The 15,931-nt window shown below is 69.2% G+C and carries 16 protein-coding genes; 6 read left to right on the top strand and 10 right to left on the bottom strand.

Annotated elements, in window-relative coordinates; genetic code table 11:
• Positions 1-12: 12 nt before the first annotated feature.
• A complete protein-coding gene (locus tag SBI80_RS25875) occupies positions 13-438 on the bottom strand; it encodes an HIT family protein (protein ID WP_318977765.1) in 426 nt (141 codons plus the stop codon).
• Positions 439-459: 21 nt separating this feature from the next.
• On the bottom strand, positions 460-927 hold the full coding sequence (locus SBI80_RS25870) for a VOC family protein (protein WP_318977763.1): 468 nt from the start codon (positions 925-927) through the stop codon (positions 460-462).
• Positions 928-954: 27 nt separating this feature from the next.
• Here SBI80_RS25870 and SBI80_RS25865 point away from each other — a divergent pair, with 27 nt between their 5' ends.
• Positions 955-1,782, top strand: a complete 828-nt coding sequence (locus tag SBI80_RS25865; protein ID WP_318977762.1) for an AraC family transcriptional regulator — start codon at positions 955-957, stop codon at positions 1,780-1,782.
• An 18-nt stretch (positions 1,783-1,800) separates the two neighbouring features.
• Complete coding sequence (locus SBI80_RS25860) at positions 1,801-3,189, top strand: amidase (RefSeq protein ID WP_318977760.1); 1,389 nt, start codon at positions 1,801-1,803, stop codon at positions 3,187-3,189.
• On the opposite strand, the gene SBI80_RS25855 is transcribed toward SBI80_RS25860, so the two are convergent.
• The gene (locus SBI80_RS25855) at positions 3,190-3,672 is read right to left on the bottom strand and encodes a DNA-deoxyinosine glycosylase (protein WP_318977758.1); all 483 of its coding nucleotides are present in this window, start codon (positions 3,670-3,672) and stop codon (positions 3,190-3,192) included. It abuts the gene before it with no gap.
• A 39-nt stretch (positions 3,673-3,711) separates the two neighbouring features.
• On the opposite strand from SBI80_RS25855, the gene SBI80_RS25850 reads away from it, so the two are divergent.
• Entirely contained in the window at positions 3,712-4,851 is a 1,140-nt protein-coding gene (locus SBI80_RS25850; RefSeq protein WP_318977756.1) for an adenylate/guanylate cyclase domain-containing protein, read from the top strand.
• Positions 4,852-4,896: 45 nt separating this feature from the next.
• On the opposite strand, the gene SBI80_RS25845 is transcribed toward SBI80_RS25850, so the two are convergent.
• From SBI80_RS25845 to SBI80_RS25830, 4 genes are read right to left on the bottom strand one after another with little or no spacing between them, the layout of a single operon-like run.
• Complete coding sequence (locus SBI80_RS25845) at positions 4,897-7,035, bottom strand: heavy metal translocating P-type ATPase (RefSeq protein WP_318977754.1); 2,139 nt, start codon at positions 7,033-7,035, stop codon at positions 4,897-4,899.
• Positions 7,032-7,235, bottom strand: coding sequence for a cation transporter (locus SBI80_RS25840; RefSeq protein ID WP_318977752.1), 204 nt, complete (start codon positions 7,233-7,235; stop codon positions 7,032-7,034). The genes SBI80_RS25845 and SBI80_RS25840 overlap by 4 nt, the downstream gene beginning before the upstream one ends.
• Before the next feature lie 38 nt (positions 7,236-7,273).
• Positions 7,274-8,869: a class I adenylate-forming enzyme family protein gene (locus tag SBI80_RS25835; RefSeq protein WP_318977750.1), complete on the bottom strand. Its 1,596-nt coding sequence runs from the start codon at positions 8,867-8,869 to the stop codon at positions 7,274-7,276.
• 5 nt (positions 8,870-8,874) lie between these two features.
• On the bottom strand, positions 8,875-9,750 hold the full coding sequence (locus SBI80_RS25830) for an AIM24 family protein (RefSeq protein WP_318977748.1): 876 nt from the start codon (positions 9,748-9,750) through the stop codon (positions 8,875-8,877).
• 134 nt (positions 9,751-9,884) lie between these two features.
• Between SBI80_RS25830 and SBI80_RS25825 the strand changes: the two genes are divergently transcribed.
• Complete coding sequence (locus tag SBI80_RS25825; protein WP_318977746.1) at positions 9,885-10,439, top strand: ATP-binding transcription factor AbmR; 555 nt, start codon at positions 9,885-9,887, stop codon at positions 10,437-10,439.
• Positions 10,440-10,458: 19 nt separating this feature from the next.
• Here SBI80_RS25825 and SBI80_RS25820 read toward each other — a convergent pair whose 3' ends face one another.
• Complete coding sequence (locus SBI80_RS25820; RefSeq protein WP_318977745.1) at positions 10,459-12,360, bottom strand: ABC transporter ATP-binding protein; 1,902 nt, start codon at positions 12,358-12,360, stop codon at positions 10,459-10,461.
• Entirely contained in the window at positions 12,357-14,093 is a 1,737-nt protein-coding gene (locus SBI80_RS25815; RefSeq protein ID WP_318977743.1) for an ABC transporter ATP-binding protein, read from the bottom strand. Before SBI80_RS25815 ends, SBI80_RS25820 begins: the two co-directional genes overlap by 4 nt.
• A 130-nt stretch (positions 14,094-14,223) precedes the next feature.
• Between SBI80_RS25815 and SBI80_RS25810 the strand changes: the two genes are divergently transcribed.
• Positions 14,224-14,799: a DUF3558 domain-containing protein gene (locus SBI80_RS25810; RefSeq protein WP_318977808.1), complete on the top strand. Its 576-nt coding sequence runs from the start codon at positions 14,224-14,226 to the stop codon at positions 14,797-14,799.
• A gap of 62 nt (positions 14,800-14,861) precedes the next feature.
• The gene (locus tag SBI80_RS25805) at positions 14,862-15,359 is read left to right on the top strand and encodes a DUF3558 domain-containing protein (RefSeq protein WP_318977807.1); all 498 of its coding nucleotides are present in this window, start codon (positions 14,862-14,864) and stop codon (positions 15,357-15,359) included.
• Here SBI80_RS25805 and SBI80_RS25800 read toward each other — a convergent pair whose 3' ends face one another.
• Positions 15,360-15,866 carry a SixA phosphatase family protein gene (locus SBI80_RS25800; protein ID WP_318977742.1) on the bottom strand — a complete coding sequence of 169 codons (507 nt, stop codon included), beginning with the start codon at positions 15,864-15,866 and terminating at the stop codon, positions 15,360-15,362.
• Positions 15,867-15,931: the final 65 nt, after the last annotated feature.

Below are 15,931 nucleotides of genomic sequence, written 5' to 3'. Positions count from 1 at the left end.
GGTCCTGCGTGCCTAGGCGTCGAGTTCGGCCAGCGCGTCGCGCAGGATCAGGGCGGTGGCCTCGCGGTCCGGGTCACGCCGCACCACCAGGCCCTTGGCGAACGACAGCTTGTCGCCGACCTTGCGCGGGGTCACGTGCAGGTGGACGTGGAAGACGGTCTGAAATGCCGCCCGCCCGTCGTTGACGACCAGGTTGTTGCCGTCGGCGTGCAACTCGGACTGGCGGGCGGCCCTTGCGACGCGCTGGCCGATCCGCATCAGCCCCGCAACCGTGTCCGGCGGCGTATCCGTCAGGTCGACGGTGTGCGCCTTGGGGAGCACCAGCACGTGGCCCCGGACGATTGGCCGGTGGTCGAGGATGGCGAGGTGCTCGTCGTCTTCGTAGACGCGGATTGCCGGGGCCTCACCGGCGACGATGGCGCAGAACACGCAGGACACCAGACCACCGTAGTGGGAACGTCAGACGTTCTGGCCGGCCCATTCGGCGAGCCGGCGTTCACGTTCGGCGGCATCGACCTCCTCGACCCTGGTCATCACGGCCCAGCGTTGGCCGAAGGGGTCGACGATCGAGGCGAACCGGTCACCGGTGACGAACGTCGTCACCGGCTCCCTAATGGTGGCGCCCGCCTGTTCGGCGCGGGCCACCACGGCGTCGGCGTCGGCGCAGTACAAGACCATCGAGTGCGTCACCGACGCCGAACTCGACACCGCCTCGAGCCCGTGGTCGGGGTTGGGGTCGGACAGCTGCAGCCGCCCGTTGCCGAAGTCCAGCTCGGCGTGGGCGATCGCGCCGTCGGAGGTGGGCATCTTCTCCACCAGCGTCGCCCCGAACACCGAGACGTAGAACTCGATGGCCGCCGCGGCGCCGTCGACGACCAGGAAGGGGGTGAGGCTGGTGTAGCCCTCCGGAATGGGTGTGATGGTCATGTCTGGAAGTTTCGTAGGGTCGTCCGCATGGACGCTTGGAAGAACGCGTCACCGCAGGGCCCGCAGCTCGGCGTCGTGGGACGGGCCGCCGCCGCCGCGCAGTTCGACATGCACCGCTGGGCGCCGTCGGAGGACACCGCGCGCTGGGTCGAGCACCTGTGGACGGTGTCCTGGGATCTGCGCGGTCAGCCGCCGTTCACCAGCACCGTCATCACCTTCCCGAGCGTGCACCTCACCCACGAGTGGGGCGCCGATTCCCCGCGCCACGGCTGGCCGCTGCCCGCCACCCTGGTGCACGGCGTGGTCGAGCGGGTCTTCACCACCACGCTGCGAGAACGGGGCGCGGTGGTCGGAGCCCGCTTCCGGCCGGGTGGCTTCGCGGCGCGCTTCGATTGCGATGCAGGTGCGCTGACCGGTCGCGTGGTTTCCGCCATCGATGAATTGCACTGTCTTGAAACGCCTCTCGACGACGACGTGATGACGGCGGCGGGGCGGATGGACGAGGTGATCGCCGGCGGTGGCGAGCCGGACCCCACCTTCGTCGCGCTGACGGCGCTGCTGGACCGCCTCCGCGACGACGAGGGGATGCGTCGCGTCGGCCAGGTGATGGAGTACTCGCCGTGGAGCGCCAGGACAACGCAGCGGGTGTTCCGCCGCTACGTCGGCGTGCCGGTGAAGTGGGTACTCTGCCGCTACCGGTTGCAGCACGCGGCACTGGAGATCGAGACGGACCCGTCGGTCGACTTCGCAGATCTGGCCGTTCGGCACGGCTGGTACGACCAGCCGCACTTCATCAACGATTTTCGCAAGATGCTGGGATGCACCCCTGGCGAATACGCGACCAGGCACGGTTGAGTCACTACCGTTGGGTGCGTGGACCCTCGCGATCTCGCCTTCACCGGAGCGGCCGAGCAGGCGCGCCTGCTGGCGGACGGCACCGTCACTGCGCCCGCCCTGCTCGACGTATACCTCGACCGGATCGCGCGCCTGGACCGCGAATTGCGGTCCTATCGAGTGGTTCTCGCCGATTCGGCCCGGAAGGATGCGGCGGCCGCGCAGGACCGAATCGACGCGGGGGAACGGGCTCCGCTGCTGGGTGTTCCGGTGGCGATCAAGGACGACGTCGACGTCGCCGGCGAGGTCACGACGCAGGGCAGCAGCGCGCACGGCCCGGCTCCGGCGCAGGACTCCGAGGTGGTGCGCAGGCTGCGCGCGGCGGGTGCGGTGATCCTCGGCAAGACCTGCGTACCCGAGTTGATGATCTGGCCGTTCACCGAGACGCTGACGTTCGGCGCCACCCGCAACCCGTGGCACACCGACTTCACCCCCGGTGGCAGCAGCGGTGGCAGTGGTGCGGCCATGGCGGCCGGGCTGGCCGCGCTGGCGCTGGGATCCGACGGCATGGGTTCGATTCGGATTCCGGCGACGTGGAGTGGCCTGTTCGGGCTCAAGCCGCAACGGGACCGGGTGCCGCTGGCGCCGCACGACGGCGCCTGGTGCGGGTTGAGCGTCTACGGCCCGCTGGCCAGGACGGTGCAGGACGCGGCGCTGTTCCTCGACGCCACCGCGTCGTCGGCGCCCGATGGGGGTTTCGTGACGGCAGCGGGCCGGGATCCGGGGCGGCTGCGAATCGCGTTGAGCACCAAGGTGCCTCCACCGTTGATGGCACGGGTGGGAAGGGTGCAGCGCGACGCCGTACGGCAGGCGGGTGCGCTCCTGCGCGAGCTCGGACACGTCGTCGTCGAGCGTGATCCCGACTATCCGCCGGGTGCGGTGTTCACCCAGGCGCTGCCGCGGTACTTCCGCGGCGTCCACGACGCGGCGGCGGCACTGCCACGGCCCGAACGGCTGGAGCGGCGGACCCGTGCGTTCGCCAGGGTCGGTGGCCTGGTGTCACCGCGGCGGGTGGCGGCGATGCGGGCCGCCGAAGCCGAGCTCACCGCGCGGGTCACCACGATCTTCGACGACGTCGACCTGGTGCTGACGCCAGGAACCGCCACCGGGCCCTCCCGGGTCGGCGCCTACCAGCGCCGCGGTGCGATCTCGACGCTTGCCCTGGTCGCGGCCCGGGTGCCGTTCCAGGCAATGTTCAACGTGACGGGTCAACCAGCCGCCGTGGTGCCATGGGGTCTGGACGGCGACGGCATTCCTACGTCGATCCAGTTGGTGGGAAGGCCCTTCGACGAGGCGACGCTGCTCGCGCTGGGGGCGCAGCTCGAGGCGGCAAGGCCGTGGCTCGGGCGTAGGCCGTCGGTCAGCTGACTAGAGCAGCGCCCGCCATTGGGTCAGCTTGTCCGCCAACGACATCGGCAGCGCACCGCTGCTGGAGGGCAGTCGCGTGCTGGGCAGCTCGGTCGTGACGTGTCGCTGGAGCAGCTCGTAGGCCGTCGACCCATTGACGAAGATCCGCTCGATGCCGGGATTTTGGGCTAGGAAGGCATCGAAGTCATTGACCACCAACGTCTTCCGATCGATCTTGGCGTCCAGGCTGCCCGCCCTGCGGCAGCTGTGCACGACGTCCCACAGCGCGACGCCGTGACCGGTGAGCGCGGTGATGCGGTGCTCGTAGGGCAACTCGGCGTCGACGCCGAACAGCGCGGCCATCAGCGGCCAGAACTGATTGCGCCGGTTGGCGTAGTACTGGCCCGCCGTCAGCGATCGCTCGCTGGGGAACGATCCGAGCAGCAGTACGCGCGCCCCGTCGGCGATCACGGGGGCCAGGCCTTCACGCATCGGTTCGGTCATCGCAGCGAATCCTCTCAGATCCTCCGATACGTTGACACGGTGGGAGAAGTCGTCGACATCGAAGCGTCGGGCCTGCTGGACGGTCTCGACGGCACGGCGCGGACCGAGCGCATGGAACTCGTCGAGTGGCTGCTGGCCGAGGGTTTCACCGTCGAGCAAATTCGCGAATCCTTCGCACCCATGCTCCTGGCCACCCGCCGCGCCATGGGTGACGATGGAACGCTGGTGTCGGCGCGCCAGATCTGCGAGGAGTCCGGGCTCGACCTCGCCCTGCTCGAGCGCATGATGCGTGCGGTGGGGTTGCCCAGGGTCGACGATCCCGATGCCGCCTCCATCCTGAAGTCCGACGGCAGGGCCGTCGCCAACGCCACGAAGTTCCTCGAGCTGGGCATCAACCCCGACCAGCTGGTGCTGGTGCTGCAGGTGCTGGCGGAGGGTTTGACGCGGACGGCCGACGTCATGCGCTACGCCGCGCTGGCCGCGGTGCTGGAACCCGGTGCCACCGAACTGGACACCGCCAAGGCCTCAGAGGCGTTGGTCGAGATGGTCGCGCCACTGCTGGGGCCGATGGTCGAAGACGTGTTGCGCATGCAGTTGATGCACACCATGGAGGCCGAGGCGGTGACCACGACCGAACGCGCCGAAGGACAGCCCCTTCCCGGTGCGCGGCTCGTCACGATCGCGTTCGCCGACCTCGTCGGGTTCACCCGCCTGGGCGAGGCCGTCCCGCCAGAGCATCTGGAGAAGCTGGCCCACCGGCTGGCCGACCTGGCGCGTGAGGTCGCGGTGCCGCCGGTCCGCTACGTCAAGAGCATCGGCGACGAGGTGATGCTGGTCAGCAGCGATCCCGCCGCGATCCTGAAGGCGGTGCTGGATCTGGTCGACGCCACCGAGGCCGACGAGGACTTCCCCCGGTTGCGGGCGGGTCTCGCGACGGGGATGGCGGTCAGCCGCGCCGGTGACTGGTTCGGCGGGGCGGTGAACCTGGCGAGCCGGGTCACCGGTGCCGCGCGCCCCGGCGCGATCCTAGTCGCCGAATCCACCAGGGATGCCGTCGGTGACGCCGACGAGGTGTCGTGGTCGTTCGCCGGAGCGCGTCGGCTGAAGAACATCAGCGACGAGGTGAAGTTGTTCCGGGCCCGCCGCGCCGGCCCTACTTCCGTGAGCGTGCGTGGCTGAGGGTCGACACGCCGCGAGACTTCGAACTTCGCGCACGCTCGTCGACTAGCGCGACGGGGTGAACCGCCGCAGCCGCAGGCTGTTGCTCACCACGAAGACCGAGCTGAACGCCATTGCCGCGCTGGCGATCATCGGGTTCAGCAGGCCGACCGCGGCCAACGGGATGGCCGCGACGTTGTACGCGAACGCCCAGAACAGGTTGCCCTTGATGGTGCGCAACGTGGCGCGCGAGAGCCGGATCGCATCGGCGGCGGCCCGCAGGTCGCCCGTGACCAGCGTGAGGTCGGATGCCTCGATGGCGACGTCGGTGCCCGTTCCCATCGCCAGCCCCAGATCGGCCTGGGCCAGTGCCGCCGCGTCGTTCACACCGTCGCCGACCATCGCGACCACCCTGCCCTCGGACTGCAGCCGCTTGACGTGGTCGACCTTTTCCGCGGGAAGCACCTCGGCGACCACCGATGGAATACCGACCTGGCGGGCCACCGCCGCGGCCGCCCGCTGGTTGTCACCGGTCAGCAGCACCGGTGTCAGGCCAAGGCCGGTCAAGAGCCGGATCGCTTCTGCCGCAGTGTCCTTCACCGTATCTGCGACGACGACGACGGCCCGGATCGCACCGTCGACGGACACCCACACCGGGGTCTGGCCGAGTGCCTCCGCCTGCTCGGCAGCCTCGAGCAGCTCCGCGTCCGGCGGCAGCAGGCCGTGCTCGTCACGCAGCCAGGCGAGGCGTCCGACGATCACGGCGTGGCCCTCGACAGTGCCGGCGACGCCCGCGCCGCCATGGTTGACGAAGTCGGCGACCGGCGGCAGCGCTCCCGCGGCGGCGACTCGACCGGCGACCGCCCTGGCGATGGGATGCTCCGAGGCGTTCTCGAGAGCGCCTGCGAGGCGGATGGATTCGTCGTCGCCGGCGACGGAGAGCACGGCCATGCGGCCGGTGGTCACGGTGCCGGTCTTGTCGAGTACCACGGTGTCGACGCGGCGGGTCGACTCAAGGACCTGCGGGCCCTTGATCAGGATGCCGAGTTGGGCCCCACGGCCGGTACCCACCAGCAGCGCCGTCGGCGTCGCGAGGCCAAGGGCACACGGGCACGCGATGATCAGGACCGCGACGGCCGCGGTGAGCGCCGCGGTCGCGGATCCGCCTGCGATCAGCCAACCCGCGAAAGTCATTGCGGCCGCCGCGATGACGACGGGAACGAAGACGGCCGAGACGCGATCGGCCAGCCGCTGCACCTCGGCCTTGCCGCTCTGCGCCTCCTCGACCAGGCGCGCCATCTGCGCGAGTTGCGTGTCGGCGCCGACTCGGGTGGCGCGCACGTGCAGCACGCCGCCGACGTTCACCGTCGCGCCGACCACCTCGTCACCCACGCCGACCTCGACGGGCACCGGCTCACCGGTCAGCATCGAGGCATCGACGGCCGAGGCGCCCTCGACGACGACGCCGTCGACGGCCACCTTCTCACCGGGGCGCACCACGAAGACGTCGCCGACGACGATCCGGTCGGTGGGGATGCGCTCCTCGCCGGCGTCACGCAGCACGGCCACGTCCTTCGCGCCCATGTCGAGCAGCGTCCGCAGTGCCGTGCCGGATTGCCTCTTGGCGCGCGCCTCGAAGTAGCGCCCCGCGAGGATGAAGGTGGTGACGACCGCGGCGACCTCGAGATAGAGGTGCTGATGCCGTTCACCGGTGAGAACCTGCGCGGCCGACCACAGATACGACGCGAGGACGCCGACCGACACCAGTGTGTCCATGGTCGCGGCGCCGTGGCGCAGATTCGTGACCGCCGCCCGATGGAACGGCCAGGCACCCCAGGTGACGACGGGCGTGGTCAGCGCCAGCGCCACCCATTGCCAGCCGCCGAACTGCCACGCGGAGATCATCGACACCGCGAGCACCGGCAGGCTCAGCGCGGCGGACACGGCGAGTCTGCGCCGATGGCCGTCGTCAGGCGCGGTGTTCCTGGCGTCCTCGGGTCGGTGCACGGTCGCGCCGTAACCGGTGGCCGCCACGGCCGCCACCAGCTGGTCGGGAGTGACGGTGTCGGTGAAGTCCACCGAGGCCGACTCGGTGGCGAAGTTCACCGTGGCGTGCACGCCGTCGATGCGGTTGAGCCGCTTCTCGATGCGCGCGGCGCAGGACGCGCACGTCATCCCGTCGAGGGACAGGGTGACGGTGCTCATGTCGACGCGGTGACGTCGTACCCGGCGTCCTCGATGGCCGCTGCGACCGCCGAGGCGTCCGGGGTGCCCTCGACGCGCACCGTGCCGGCCGCAAGCGCCACGTCGACGCTGGTCACTCCGGGCAGGGGAGCGACGGCGGAGGTGATCGAGGCGACGCAGTGCTCGCAGCTCATGCCATGGACTTCCAACATCACGCTCATGCTCGCCACTATATACCCGTAGGGGGTATGGGTAGCCGTTAGTCACCCATGTCGAACGCCGTTGCCAGGGACTTCTTGTCGACCTTCTCACCGGCCAGCGTGGGCAGCGGGTCGGCCCGAATCTGCCAGCGGGTCGGGATCGCGAAGTACGACAGCACGCCCGTCACGTGCGCGGTTAGTTCGTCCGCCGTCGGTGGCGGCGCGTCGGCCTGGTGCACCACCACCGCGGCCAGCTCCTCGCCGAGGTCGGGGTGGGGAAGGCCGATCGCGGCCACCTCGACGACCGCCGGATGGGTAGCGATCGCGGCTTCGACGTGCGGGCAGGCGATGTTCTCCCCGCCGCGAATGACGACGTCCTTGCTGCGGCCGTCGATGTAGAGGTAGCCGTCCTCGGTCAGATGGCCGAGATCCCCGGAGTGCAGCCACCCATCGGCGTCTACCGTCTCGGCGTTGACCGCCTGCGCGACGCCGACGTAGCCGTTCATCACCGTCGGCGAGCGGGCGAGCACCTCGCCAACGCCGTCGTCGTCGGGGTCGGCGATCCTGATCTCGACGACGGGATAGGGCCGGCCGACGGTCCCGGGGTGCCGGCTCAGGTCGCGTGCGTCGGCGACGGTGAGGAACCCGCCCGCCTCGGTCATTCCCCAGGTGTTGCTGAGTCCGCGCTCGCGCAGCCTCGGCAACTTGGCGCGGATCCGGTCCAGCAGCGCCGGGGTGACGGGCGCCCCGCCCAGCGGCCACGACTTCAGGCTGGAGAGGTCGAAGGACTCGAAGTCGGGATGCTCCAGCACGCGGATCGCCATGGCGGGTACCGCACCCCAGACCTGGATGCCCTCCCGTTCGATCATCGCGAGGATCCGGCCTGCGTCGAAGCGGCCCTCGGCGATCACGATCTTGCCGCCGGTCAGGAAGTGGGTCAGCAGGCTCGACAGGCCGCCGACGTGGAACATCGGCGTGGTCGCCAGGCTGACGACCTGCGTGGAGTTCGCGTCGAGCAGGTGGGGTAGCCGGCCCGCGCGCTGCACGATGTCGTGCTGATTGCAGATCACCGAGCGACGAGACAACTCAACGGCTTTCGGCATGCCCGAGCTGCCCGAGGTGAACAGGATCAGCGCGGCGTCGTCGGCATCGGAGACGTGGTCGGACGCGAAGGCGCCGTCCTCGGTGGCGTCGTCGGTTGCGTCGAACGCCTCGCGCAGGTCACCGAGGGGAGCGCACGGCACGTCGATCGCCAGGTCGGTGTCGGTCAGCACGTGCCGCGGCGCGAGAATCGCGATCGCGTGGTCGATTTCGGCCCGGCTCCACCAGCGGTTGGCCAGTACCGGCACGGCGCCGGCCAGCCACAGACCCCACAGCGCCAGCACCCACTCGGGACTGTTGTAGCCGAAGACCAGCACCCGATCACCCGGACGGATGCCGAGGCCCCGCAACTGGGCCTGCGTCGCCCGGGCGGCGATGCGGAAGTGGGCGAAGGAGATTCGGCGGTCACCGTGGACGAGGAACGTTCGATCCGTCCAGGTCGTGGTGCCGGCGAGCAGGTCCTCGAACGTCGATGGCCCCTGTTCGTAGACGAGCCCGGGGTGACCGCGGTAGACACCCTCGCGGACCTCGGTGCCCCACACGGGTCGTGGCATGGCGGTCACTGCGCCGGCAGCTGGATGCCCTCCGACGGCTGGACGATGACGAAGCCCTGGCCGTAGAAGGAGACCTGCAGTGCCTCGCCCGATCCGCGCCCGATCAGCGCACCCGCCTTGAAGCTCGCCTTGAGCTGGGTCTGGAGATTGGCCGACCACGCCACCACGGCGTTGGTGTCGGCGAAGGTGGGGGCCGCGCCGGCGTCGAGCACCACCGGCGGGCCGTCGGTCGTCAGTGCCACCCACCCGGTGCCCCGCAGCGTCGTGTTGAACAACCCGCCCGTCGCGATGCTGCCGCCCTTCACGCGCTCGATGTTCCAGTCCAGGCTCGCGGAGAACGCAAGCACGTTCTTGCCGCTGATCGACAGTCCCGAGTTGGTCAGGTTCAGTAGGTGTACGTCATGGGCCTTTTCGGCCAGGAACACGTCGCCCTGGCCTTGGCATCGCATCAGCGGCAGACCCTCTCCGGTGAGCGCCTTCTTGAGGAACTTGCCCGCGCCGCCGCCCTCGAAGGCGAAGTCGACGTTGCCCTGGTAGGCCACCATCGAGCCCTGTCTGGCCATGAACGGCTCACCGAGGCGTACGCGCAGCAGCTTGGCGTTCTGGTTGGCGATCGGGGTGGACTCCTTCTCGCTGAAGCGCCCGTCCACCAGATCGCCGGTGATGCCCGCGAAGCCGTCACCCGTCGGCTGGCCGGCGTCGTGCACCGTCGCCTGGGGGGACTGCTGCTGCGGTGTGGGCGCGGGTGCCGCACCCAGCGGGGCCGTGGCGAGCTGGCCCTGGTGGGATACCTGGTCGGACCAGCCCTGGCCGTCCCACCAGCGGTAGTCGAAGCGTCCCTCGGGGTCGGGCTGCCAGCTGCCAGGGTTGGGTCCGGTCACCGTCTCGCTCCTCGGCTCGAATTGCCATGTGCTCCAACCCGACCCTAGGCCAACGCTAGGAGTGCACGGCCGGGCCGCGTTCGCTCGTGGAGAATTTCGCCCCGGTATCGCTGTAACAACGTAATCATGTAATCATGAAACAACATCACCGCGGCCGCTCCGGCGGCTGGCATCAGTCTCAGCAACCCGACGCGACCGACGCGCCGGAGTGGATCGCCGGACGCCTGCCCGAGGGCTGGTTCGCCGGGGACCCGACCGTCGTCGTCGATCGCGAGGAGATCACCGTCATCGGGCGCCTCCCAGAACCCGACGGCCAGGAGAGCGACGCCCGCGCCTCGGGTCGGGCGGCGCGCTTCCGCGAGGAGACCCGCGGCGAGCGGATGCGCATCGCCGACGAGGCCGAGCACCGCTACGGGCGCAAGGTCGCCTGGGGTGTCGAAGTCGGGTCGGGGGAGAACTCCGAGCGAATCCTGTTCACGCACATCGCCGTTCCGGTGATGACGCGCCTTCGCCAGCCCGAGCGGCAGGTGCTCGACACCCTCGTCGACGCGGGTGTGGCGCGGTCGCGCTCCGATGCGCTGGTGTGGTCGGTCCGGCTGGTCGGTCAGCACACCGACGAATGGCTGGGAAAGTTGCGCGACGCCATGGCCAAGGTCGACGATCTGCGCGCCGAGGGCCCAGAGCTATAACCCCTCCTCGCGAGGGAGGTCAGGCTTGGGTCATCGACCAGTACTCGCCGCGGCGGGCCAGTAGTTCGTCGTGACTGCCCCGCTCGACGATCCGCCCCGCCTCCATCACCAGGATCACGTCGGCGTCGCGGATCGTCGAAAGCCGGTGCGCGATGATGAAACTCGTTCGGTCGCGGCGCAACTCGGCGGTGGCCTGCTGAATCGACAGCTCGGTGCGGGTGTCGACCGAACTGGTCGCCTCGTCGAGGATCAGCAGGCTCGGCTGCGCCAGGATCGCCCGCGCGATCGTGATCAGCTGTTTCTCGCCGGCGCTGACGTTGCCGCCGTCGTCGGTGATCCGGGTCTGAAAACCGTTGGGCAGGGAGTGTACGAAGCGGTCGACGTGGGCCGCCCTGGCTGCCTCCAGCACCTGCGCCTCGTCGGCGTCCGGGCGCCCGTAGGCGATGTTGTCGTAGATCGTGCCGCCGAAGAGCCAGGTGTCCTGCAGCACCATGCCGATGCTGGAGCGCAACGCGTGCCGGCTCATCGCCGTGACGTCGACCCCGTCGATGAGGATGCGGCCGGAGTCCACCTCGTAGAAGCGCATCAGCAGATTCACCAGCGTGGTCTTTCCGGCACCGGTCGGGCCGACGATCGCGACGGTGCTGCCGGGCTCGGCGACCAGCGATAGGTCCTCGATGATCGGGGTGCCGGGCCGATAGGCGAAGTCGACGTGCTGGAACTCGACGCGGCCCGGCCCGCGGCGCTCGGCAGCCGAGTCCGGCGGGTCGGCGGTTTGCTCCTCGGTGTCGAGGAAGTCGAAGACCCGTTCCGCACTGGCGATTCCGGACTGCAGGGTGTTGTACATCGATGCCACCTGGGTCAGCGGCTGATTGAACTGGCGGACGTACTGGATGAAGGCCTGGATGCTGCCGAGGGTGATCTGGCCGGTCGCCACCTGCAAGCCACCGACCACGGCGACGCCCACGTAGCTCAGGTTGCCGACGAACGTGGTCGCCGGTGACACGAGGCCGGACAGGAACTGCGCCCCGAAGCTGGCGCGGTACAGGTCGTCGTTGAGCTCGCGGAACCTCTCCTCGGCCAGCGCCCGGTGCCCGAAGGTCTTGACGACGGTGAAGCCGCTGTAGGTCTCCTCGACGTGGGCGTTGAGGCGTCCGGTGTTGCGCCACTGCGCGACGAACTGGTCGCGGCTGCGCCGCGCGATCGTGCGGGTGGCCCACAGCGACAACGGCACCGTCAGCACCGTGATCAGCGCCAACAGCGGTGAGATCGTCAGCATCATCACCAGCACCGCGACGACGGTCAGCACCGAGGTGATCAGCTGGCTGATCGTCATCGACAACGACGACTGGACGTTGTCGACGTCGTTGGTGACGCGGCTGAGCACCTCACCGCGTTGCCGGGAGTCGAAGTAGGACAAGGGCAGTCGGTGGATCTTGTCCTCGACGTCGGAGCGAAGGGCGACCATCGTGCGCTGAATGATGACGTTGAGCAACCGGGCCTGCACCCAACCCATGAGGGCAGCAAGCAGATAGATCGCGAGCGCCAGCAGCAGCGTGCGGCCGACGGCAGCGAAGTCGACACCCTGCCCGGGCGTTACGTTCATGCCCGACAGCAGGTCGGCGAAGGTGCCGTCCCCGCGTGCCCTGGCTGCCTCGATCGCCTGCGCCTTGGTGAGCCCGGCGGGCAGCTGCCTGCCGATGACACCGCTGAACAGCAGATCGGTGGCATGCCCGAGGACCAGCGGGCCGATTACCCCGATGGCGATGCCGACGATCCCGAGCCCTAGCACCACGATCGTCGGGACCCGTTGCGGGGTCAGCCGTCTCGCCAACCGAAGGGCTGATCCCGTGAAGTCCTTGGATCGTTCGGTGGGGGCGGTCACCGCGGCGCTGAACCGCCCTGGCGCCGGTCGGGTCATCGGGGTTCTCCCACCGCGACGGCCTGGGAGTCGGCGAACTCCGCATAGACCGGGCAGTCGGCGAGCAGGGCCGCGTGCGTCCCGACGCCCACCACCGAGCCGTCGTCGATGACGACGATCTGGTCGGCCGCCAGCACCGTCGAGATGCGTTGCGAGACGATGATCGTCGTCGCCTCGGCCGAGACCTCGGCCAGCGCGGCCCGCACGCGCGCGTCGGTGTGGACGTCGAGTGCGGAGAAGGCGTCGTCGAAGAGGTAGATCAGCGGGCGCCGGATCACGGCGCGGGCGATCGCAAGGCGTTGGCGCTGACCGCCGGAGAAGTTCATGCCTCCCTGCGCGACACGCATCTGCAACCCGTCGGGGTGCGCCGAGACGAAGGCGTCGGCCGAGGCCAGTCGCAGCGCCTCCCACATCTCGTCGTCGGTCGCGTCGGCCTTGCCGTAGCGCAGGTTCTCCTCGACGGTGCCCGAGAACAGGTAGCCGCGCTGGGGCACCAACCCGATCGTCGACCACAGTGCCTCAACGTCGTGCTCCCTGACGTCGACGCCGTCGACTCTGATCGACCCCTCGGTCACGTCGAACAGCCGGCAGATCAACGAGACGAGCGTCGACTTGCCCGATCCGGTGGATCCCACCACCGCGGTGGTCGTGCCTGGCCGGGCAGTAAGCGAGATACCCTGCAGCACGGGCCGTTCGGCACCCGGATAGCTGAAGGCGGCGCCGTCGATCTCGACGAGGCCCGCCACGGCGGCCGGCCGGGTCGGCGTCGCCGGGCTGGTGATCGCGGGCGTCGTCGACAGCACCTCGGTGATCCGCTCGGCGCACACCGAGGCCCGCGGCAGCATCACCAGCAGGATCGTCGCCATCAGCACGGCCATCAGGATCTGCATGAAGTAGGACAGGAACGCGATCAGCGAACCGACCTGCATCTCACCGGAGTCGATGCGCATGCCACCGAACCAGATCAGCGCCACACTGGACACGTTGATCACCAGCGTGGTGACGGGCAGCATCAGCGCTTGCAACCGCCCGACCGTCATCGCCGTGTCCGCCAGCGCCTGGTTGGCCTCGCCGAACCTCGCCCGCTCGAAGGGTTCCCTCGCGAACGCGCGGATGACGCGAATGCCCGACAGTTGCTCGCGCATCACCCGGTTGATGCCGTCGATCAGCCGCTGCATGGCGCGGAAGATGGGCAGCAGCCGTGACACCAACCAGTAGTTGGCGAGGCCCAGCAGCGGCACGCTGATCATCAGCAGCCAGGACAACCCGGCGTTCTGGTGAATCGCCATCACGATGCCGCCGATGCACATGATCGGCGCGGCGATCAGCATGGTGCAGGTCATCTGCAGCAACACCTGGATCTGCTGCACGTCGTTGGTGGTGCGCGTCAGCAGCGTCGGTGCACCGAACCGGGCGGTCTCCTCGGCGGACAGACCGGTCACGTGGTGGAACATCGCCGAGCGCAGATCGCGGCCGAAGCCCATGCCGACCCGCGAGCCGAAGTAGACGGCGCCTACGGCGCAGACGACCTGCAGGGCCGTGACGCCGAGCATGATGCCGCCGAGTTCGACGATGGTGCCGGTGTCACCCTTGGCAACGCCGTCGTCGATGATCGCCGCGTTGATGGTCGGCAGGTACAGCGAGGCCAGTGTGCTGACGACCTGGAAGGCAGCGACGACGGAGATGAGCCCGCGGTACGGCCCCGCATACCGTCGCAGCAGGCGCAGGAGCATTCAGCAACTGTCGCACACCGCGCCCGGCCGCATCCGGTCTGCCCGGACCCGTGGACTTCCTTAGAAAACTCCTGGTCAATCGGCATGTCGGTGGTTGTGCCCGGAGGCTGCCGCTACAGTGTCGGGCGTGATGGGAAGACCCGGCCACCGCAGCGGCGGACGCAACGCGAAGGCGCTGGCCGTGCTGGCTGCGGCCGTCGTGCCACTGTTTGCAGCGTGCTCCGGTGGTTCCGATCAGCCCACCAGCTCTGGCGGGCCGGCGGCCCCCGCGGGGCCCGCCGCGGCCAAGCATGGTCCGATGTTTCCCGAGTGCGGAGGCATCACCGACCAGACGATGGCCCAGCTGACCAAGATCAACGGGCTCGTCAACACCGCGAAGACGTCGGTCGGCTGCCAGTGGCTGCTCGGCGGCGGGATCCTCGGGCCGCATTTCTCCTTCAACTGGTACCGGGGCAGCCCGATCGGTCGTGAGCGCAAGACCGAGGAACTGTCGCGCACCAGCGTGGAGGACATCAACATCGAAGGACACGACGGCTTCATCGCGTTGAACGACGATCCGCAGCTCGGCCCCAGCCTCTGCGAGATCGGCATCCAGTTCGACGACGACTTCATCGAGTGGTCGATCAGCTTCTCCGAGAAGCCCTACCCCGATGCCTGCGGTGTCGCCAAGGAACTCGCCCGCCAGTCGATCGTGAACTCGAAGTGAGTACCCGCAGCGGGTTCCGCCGGGCGCTGACCGCTCTGTTGGCCGTGCTGGCCACGGTGACGATGCTGGTCGGTTGTTCGCGCGACGTTTCGGGCCAGGCCGTCAAGGCCGGCGCCGGGGGCAGCACGCCCCGCAACGACAACTCGGCGAAGACCTACCCCAACCTGCTCAAGGAGTGCGACGTCCTGACCCAGGACGTGCTGGCCAAGACCGTTGGCGCCGATCCGCTCGACATCCAGAGCACCTTCGTCGGCGCGCTGTGCCGGTGGCAGGCGCTCAACCCGTCGGGTCTGATCGACATCACCAGGTTCTGGTTCGAGCAGGGCAGCCTGGACAACGAGAAGAGCGTGGCGAGCTTCCTGAAGTATCAGGTCGACAGCCGCTCGATCGCCGGAGTGCAGTCGATCGTGATGAAGCCCAACGACGCCAGCGGAGCGTGCGGGGTGGCCAGTGACGCCGCCGGCGTGGTCGGCTGGTGGGTCAACCCGCAGACGCCAGGCATCGACTCGTGCGGGATGGCGATCAAGTTGATGGAGCTGACGCTCAACACCAACAACTAGCTAGCGAGGCACGTGGAAGGCGGTCAGCGTCGCCGAGTGCGGCTCCAGCCGGCTCCACGGCTGGCTCACCCGCAGGACGGTGACCGCGGACGTCGGGTACTTCGCCGAGATTCGTTCGGCCGCTTCCATGTCCCCGTGGTCCGGGTCGGCCAGGGTGAGCGCCAGCATCGACGTGGTGGGTTCGTGGCCGACCACCAGCAGCGTGGTGACGTCGTCGGGCACGGTGTTGACGAGCCGGATGACGGTGCCCGGCGTGCTGTCGTAGAGGTCGTCGTCGTAGCGCACGTCGGCGTCGATGCCCGTGCGCGCCAGCGTCTGACGGGTGCGCGTGGCCGACGAGCACAGCACGGCGTCGACGGCCGGGGCGTTCGCCCTGATCCAGTCGCCGGCCAGGGCTGCCTCCCTGACACCGCGCGCAGCCAGGGGCCGGTCGTGGTCACCGACGCCGTCGGGATAGTCGGACTTGGCGTGCCGCATCAGCAGCAGGGTGCGTTCGGGTGCGCTCACCGCCACCACGGTAATCGCACGGTGACGGGGGTCGGTGGCCCACATGCCGACCGAGGTCCGATGAC

It is taken from the genome of Mycolicibacterium sichuanense, assembly GCF_033741125.1.
Lineage (GTDB): Bacteria > Actinomycetota > Actinomycetes > Mycobacteriales > Mycobacteriaceae > Mycobacterium.
This window is presented reverse-complemented; position numbering and strand designations above follow the sequence as displayed.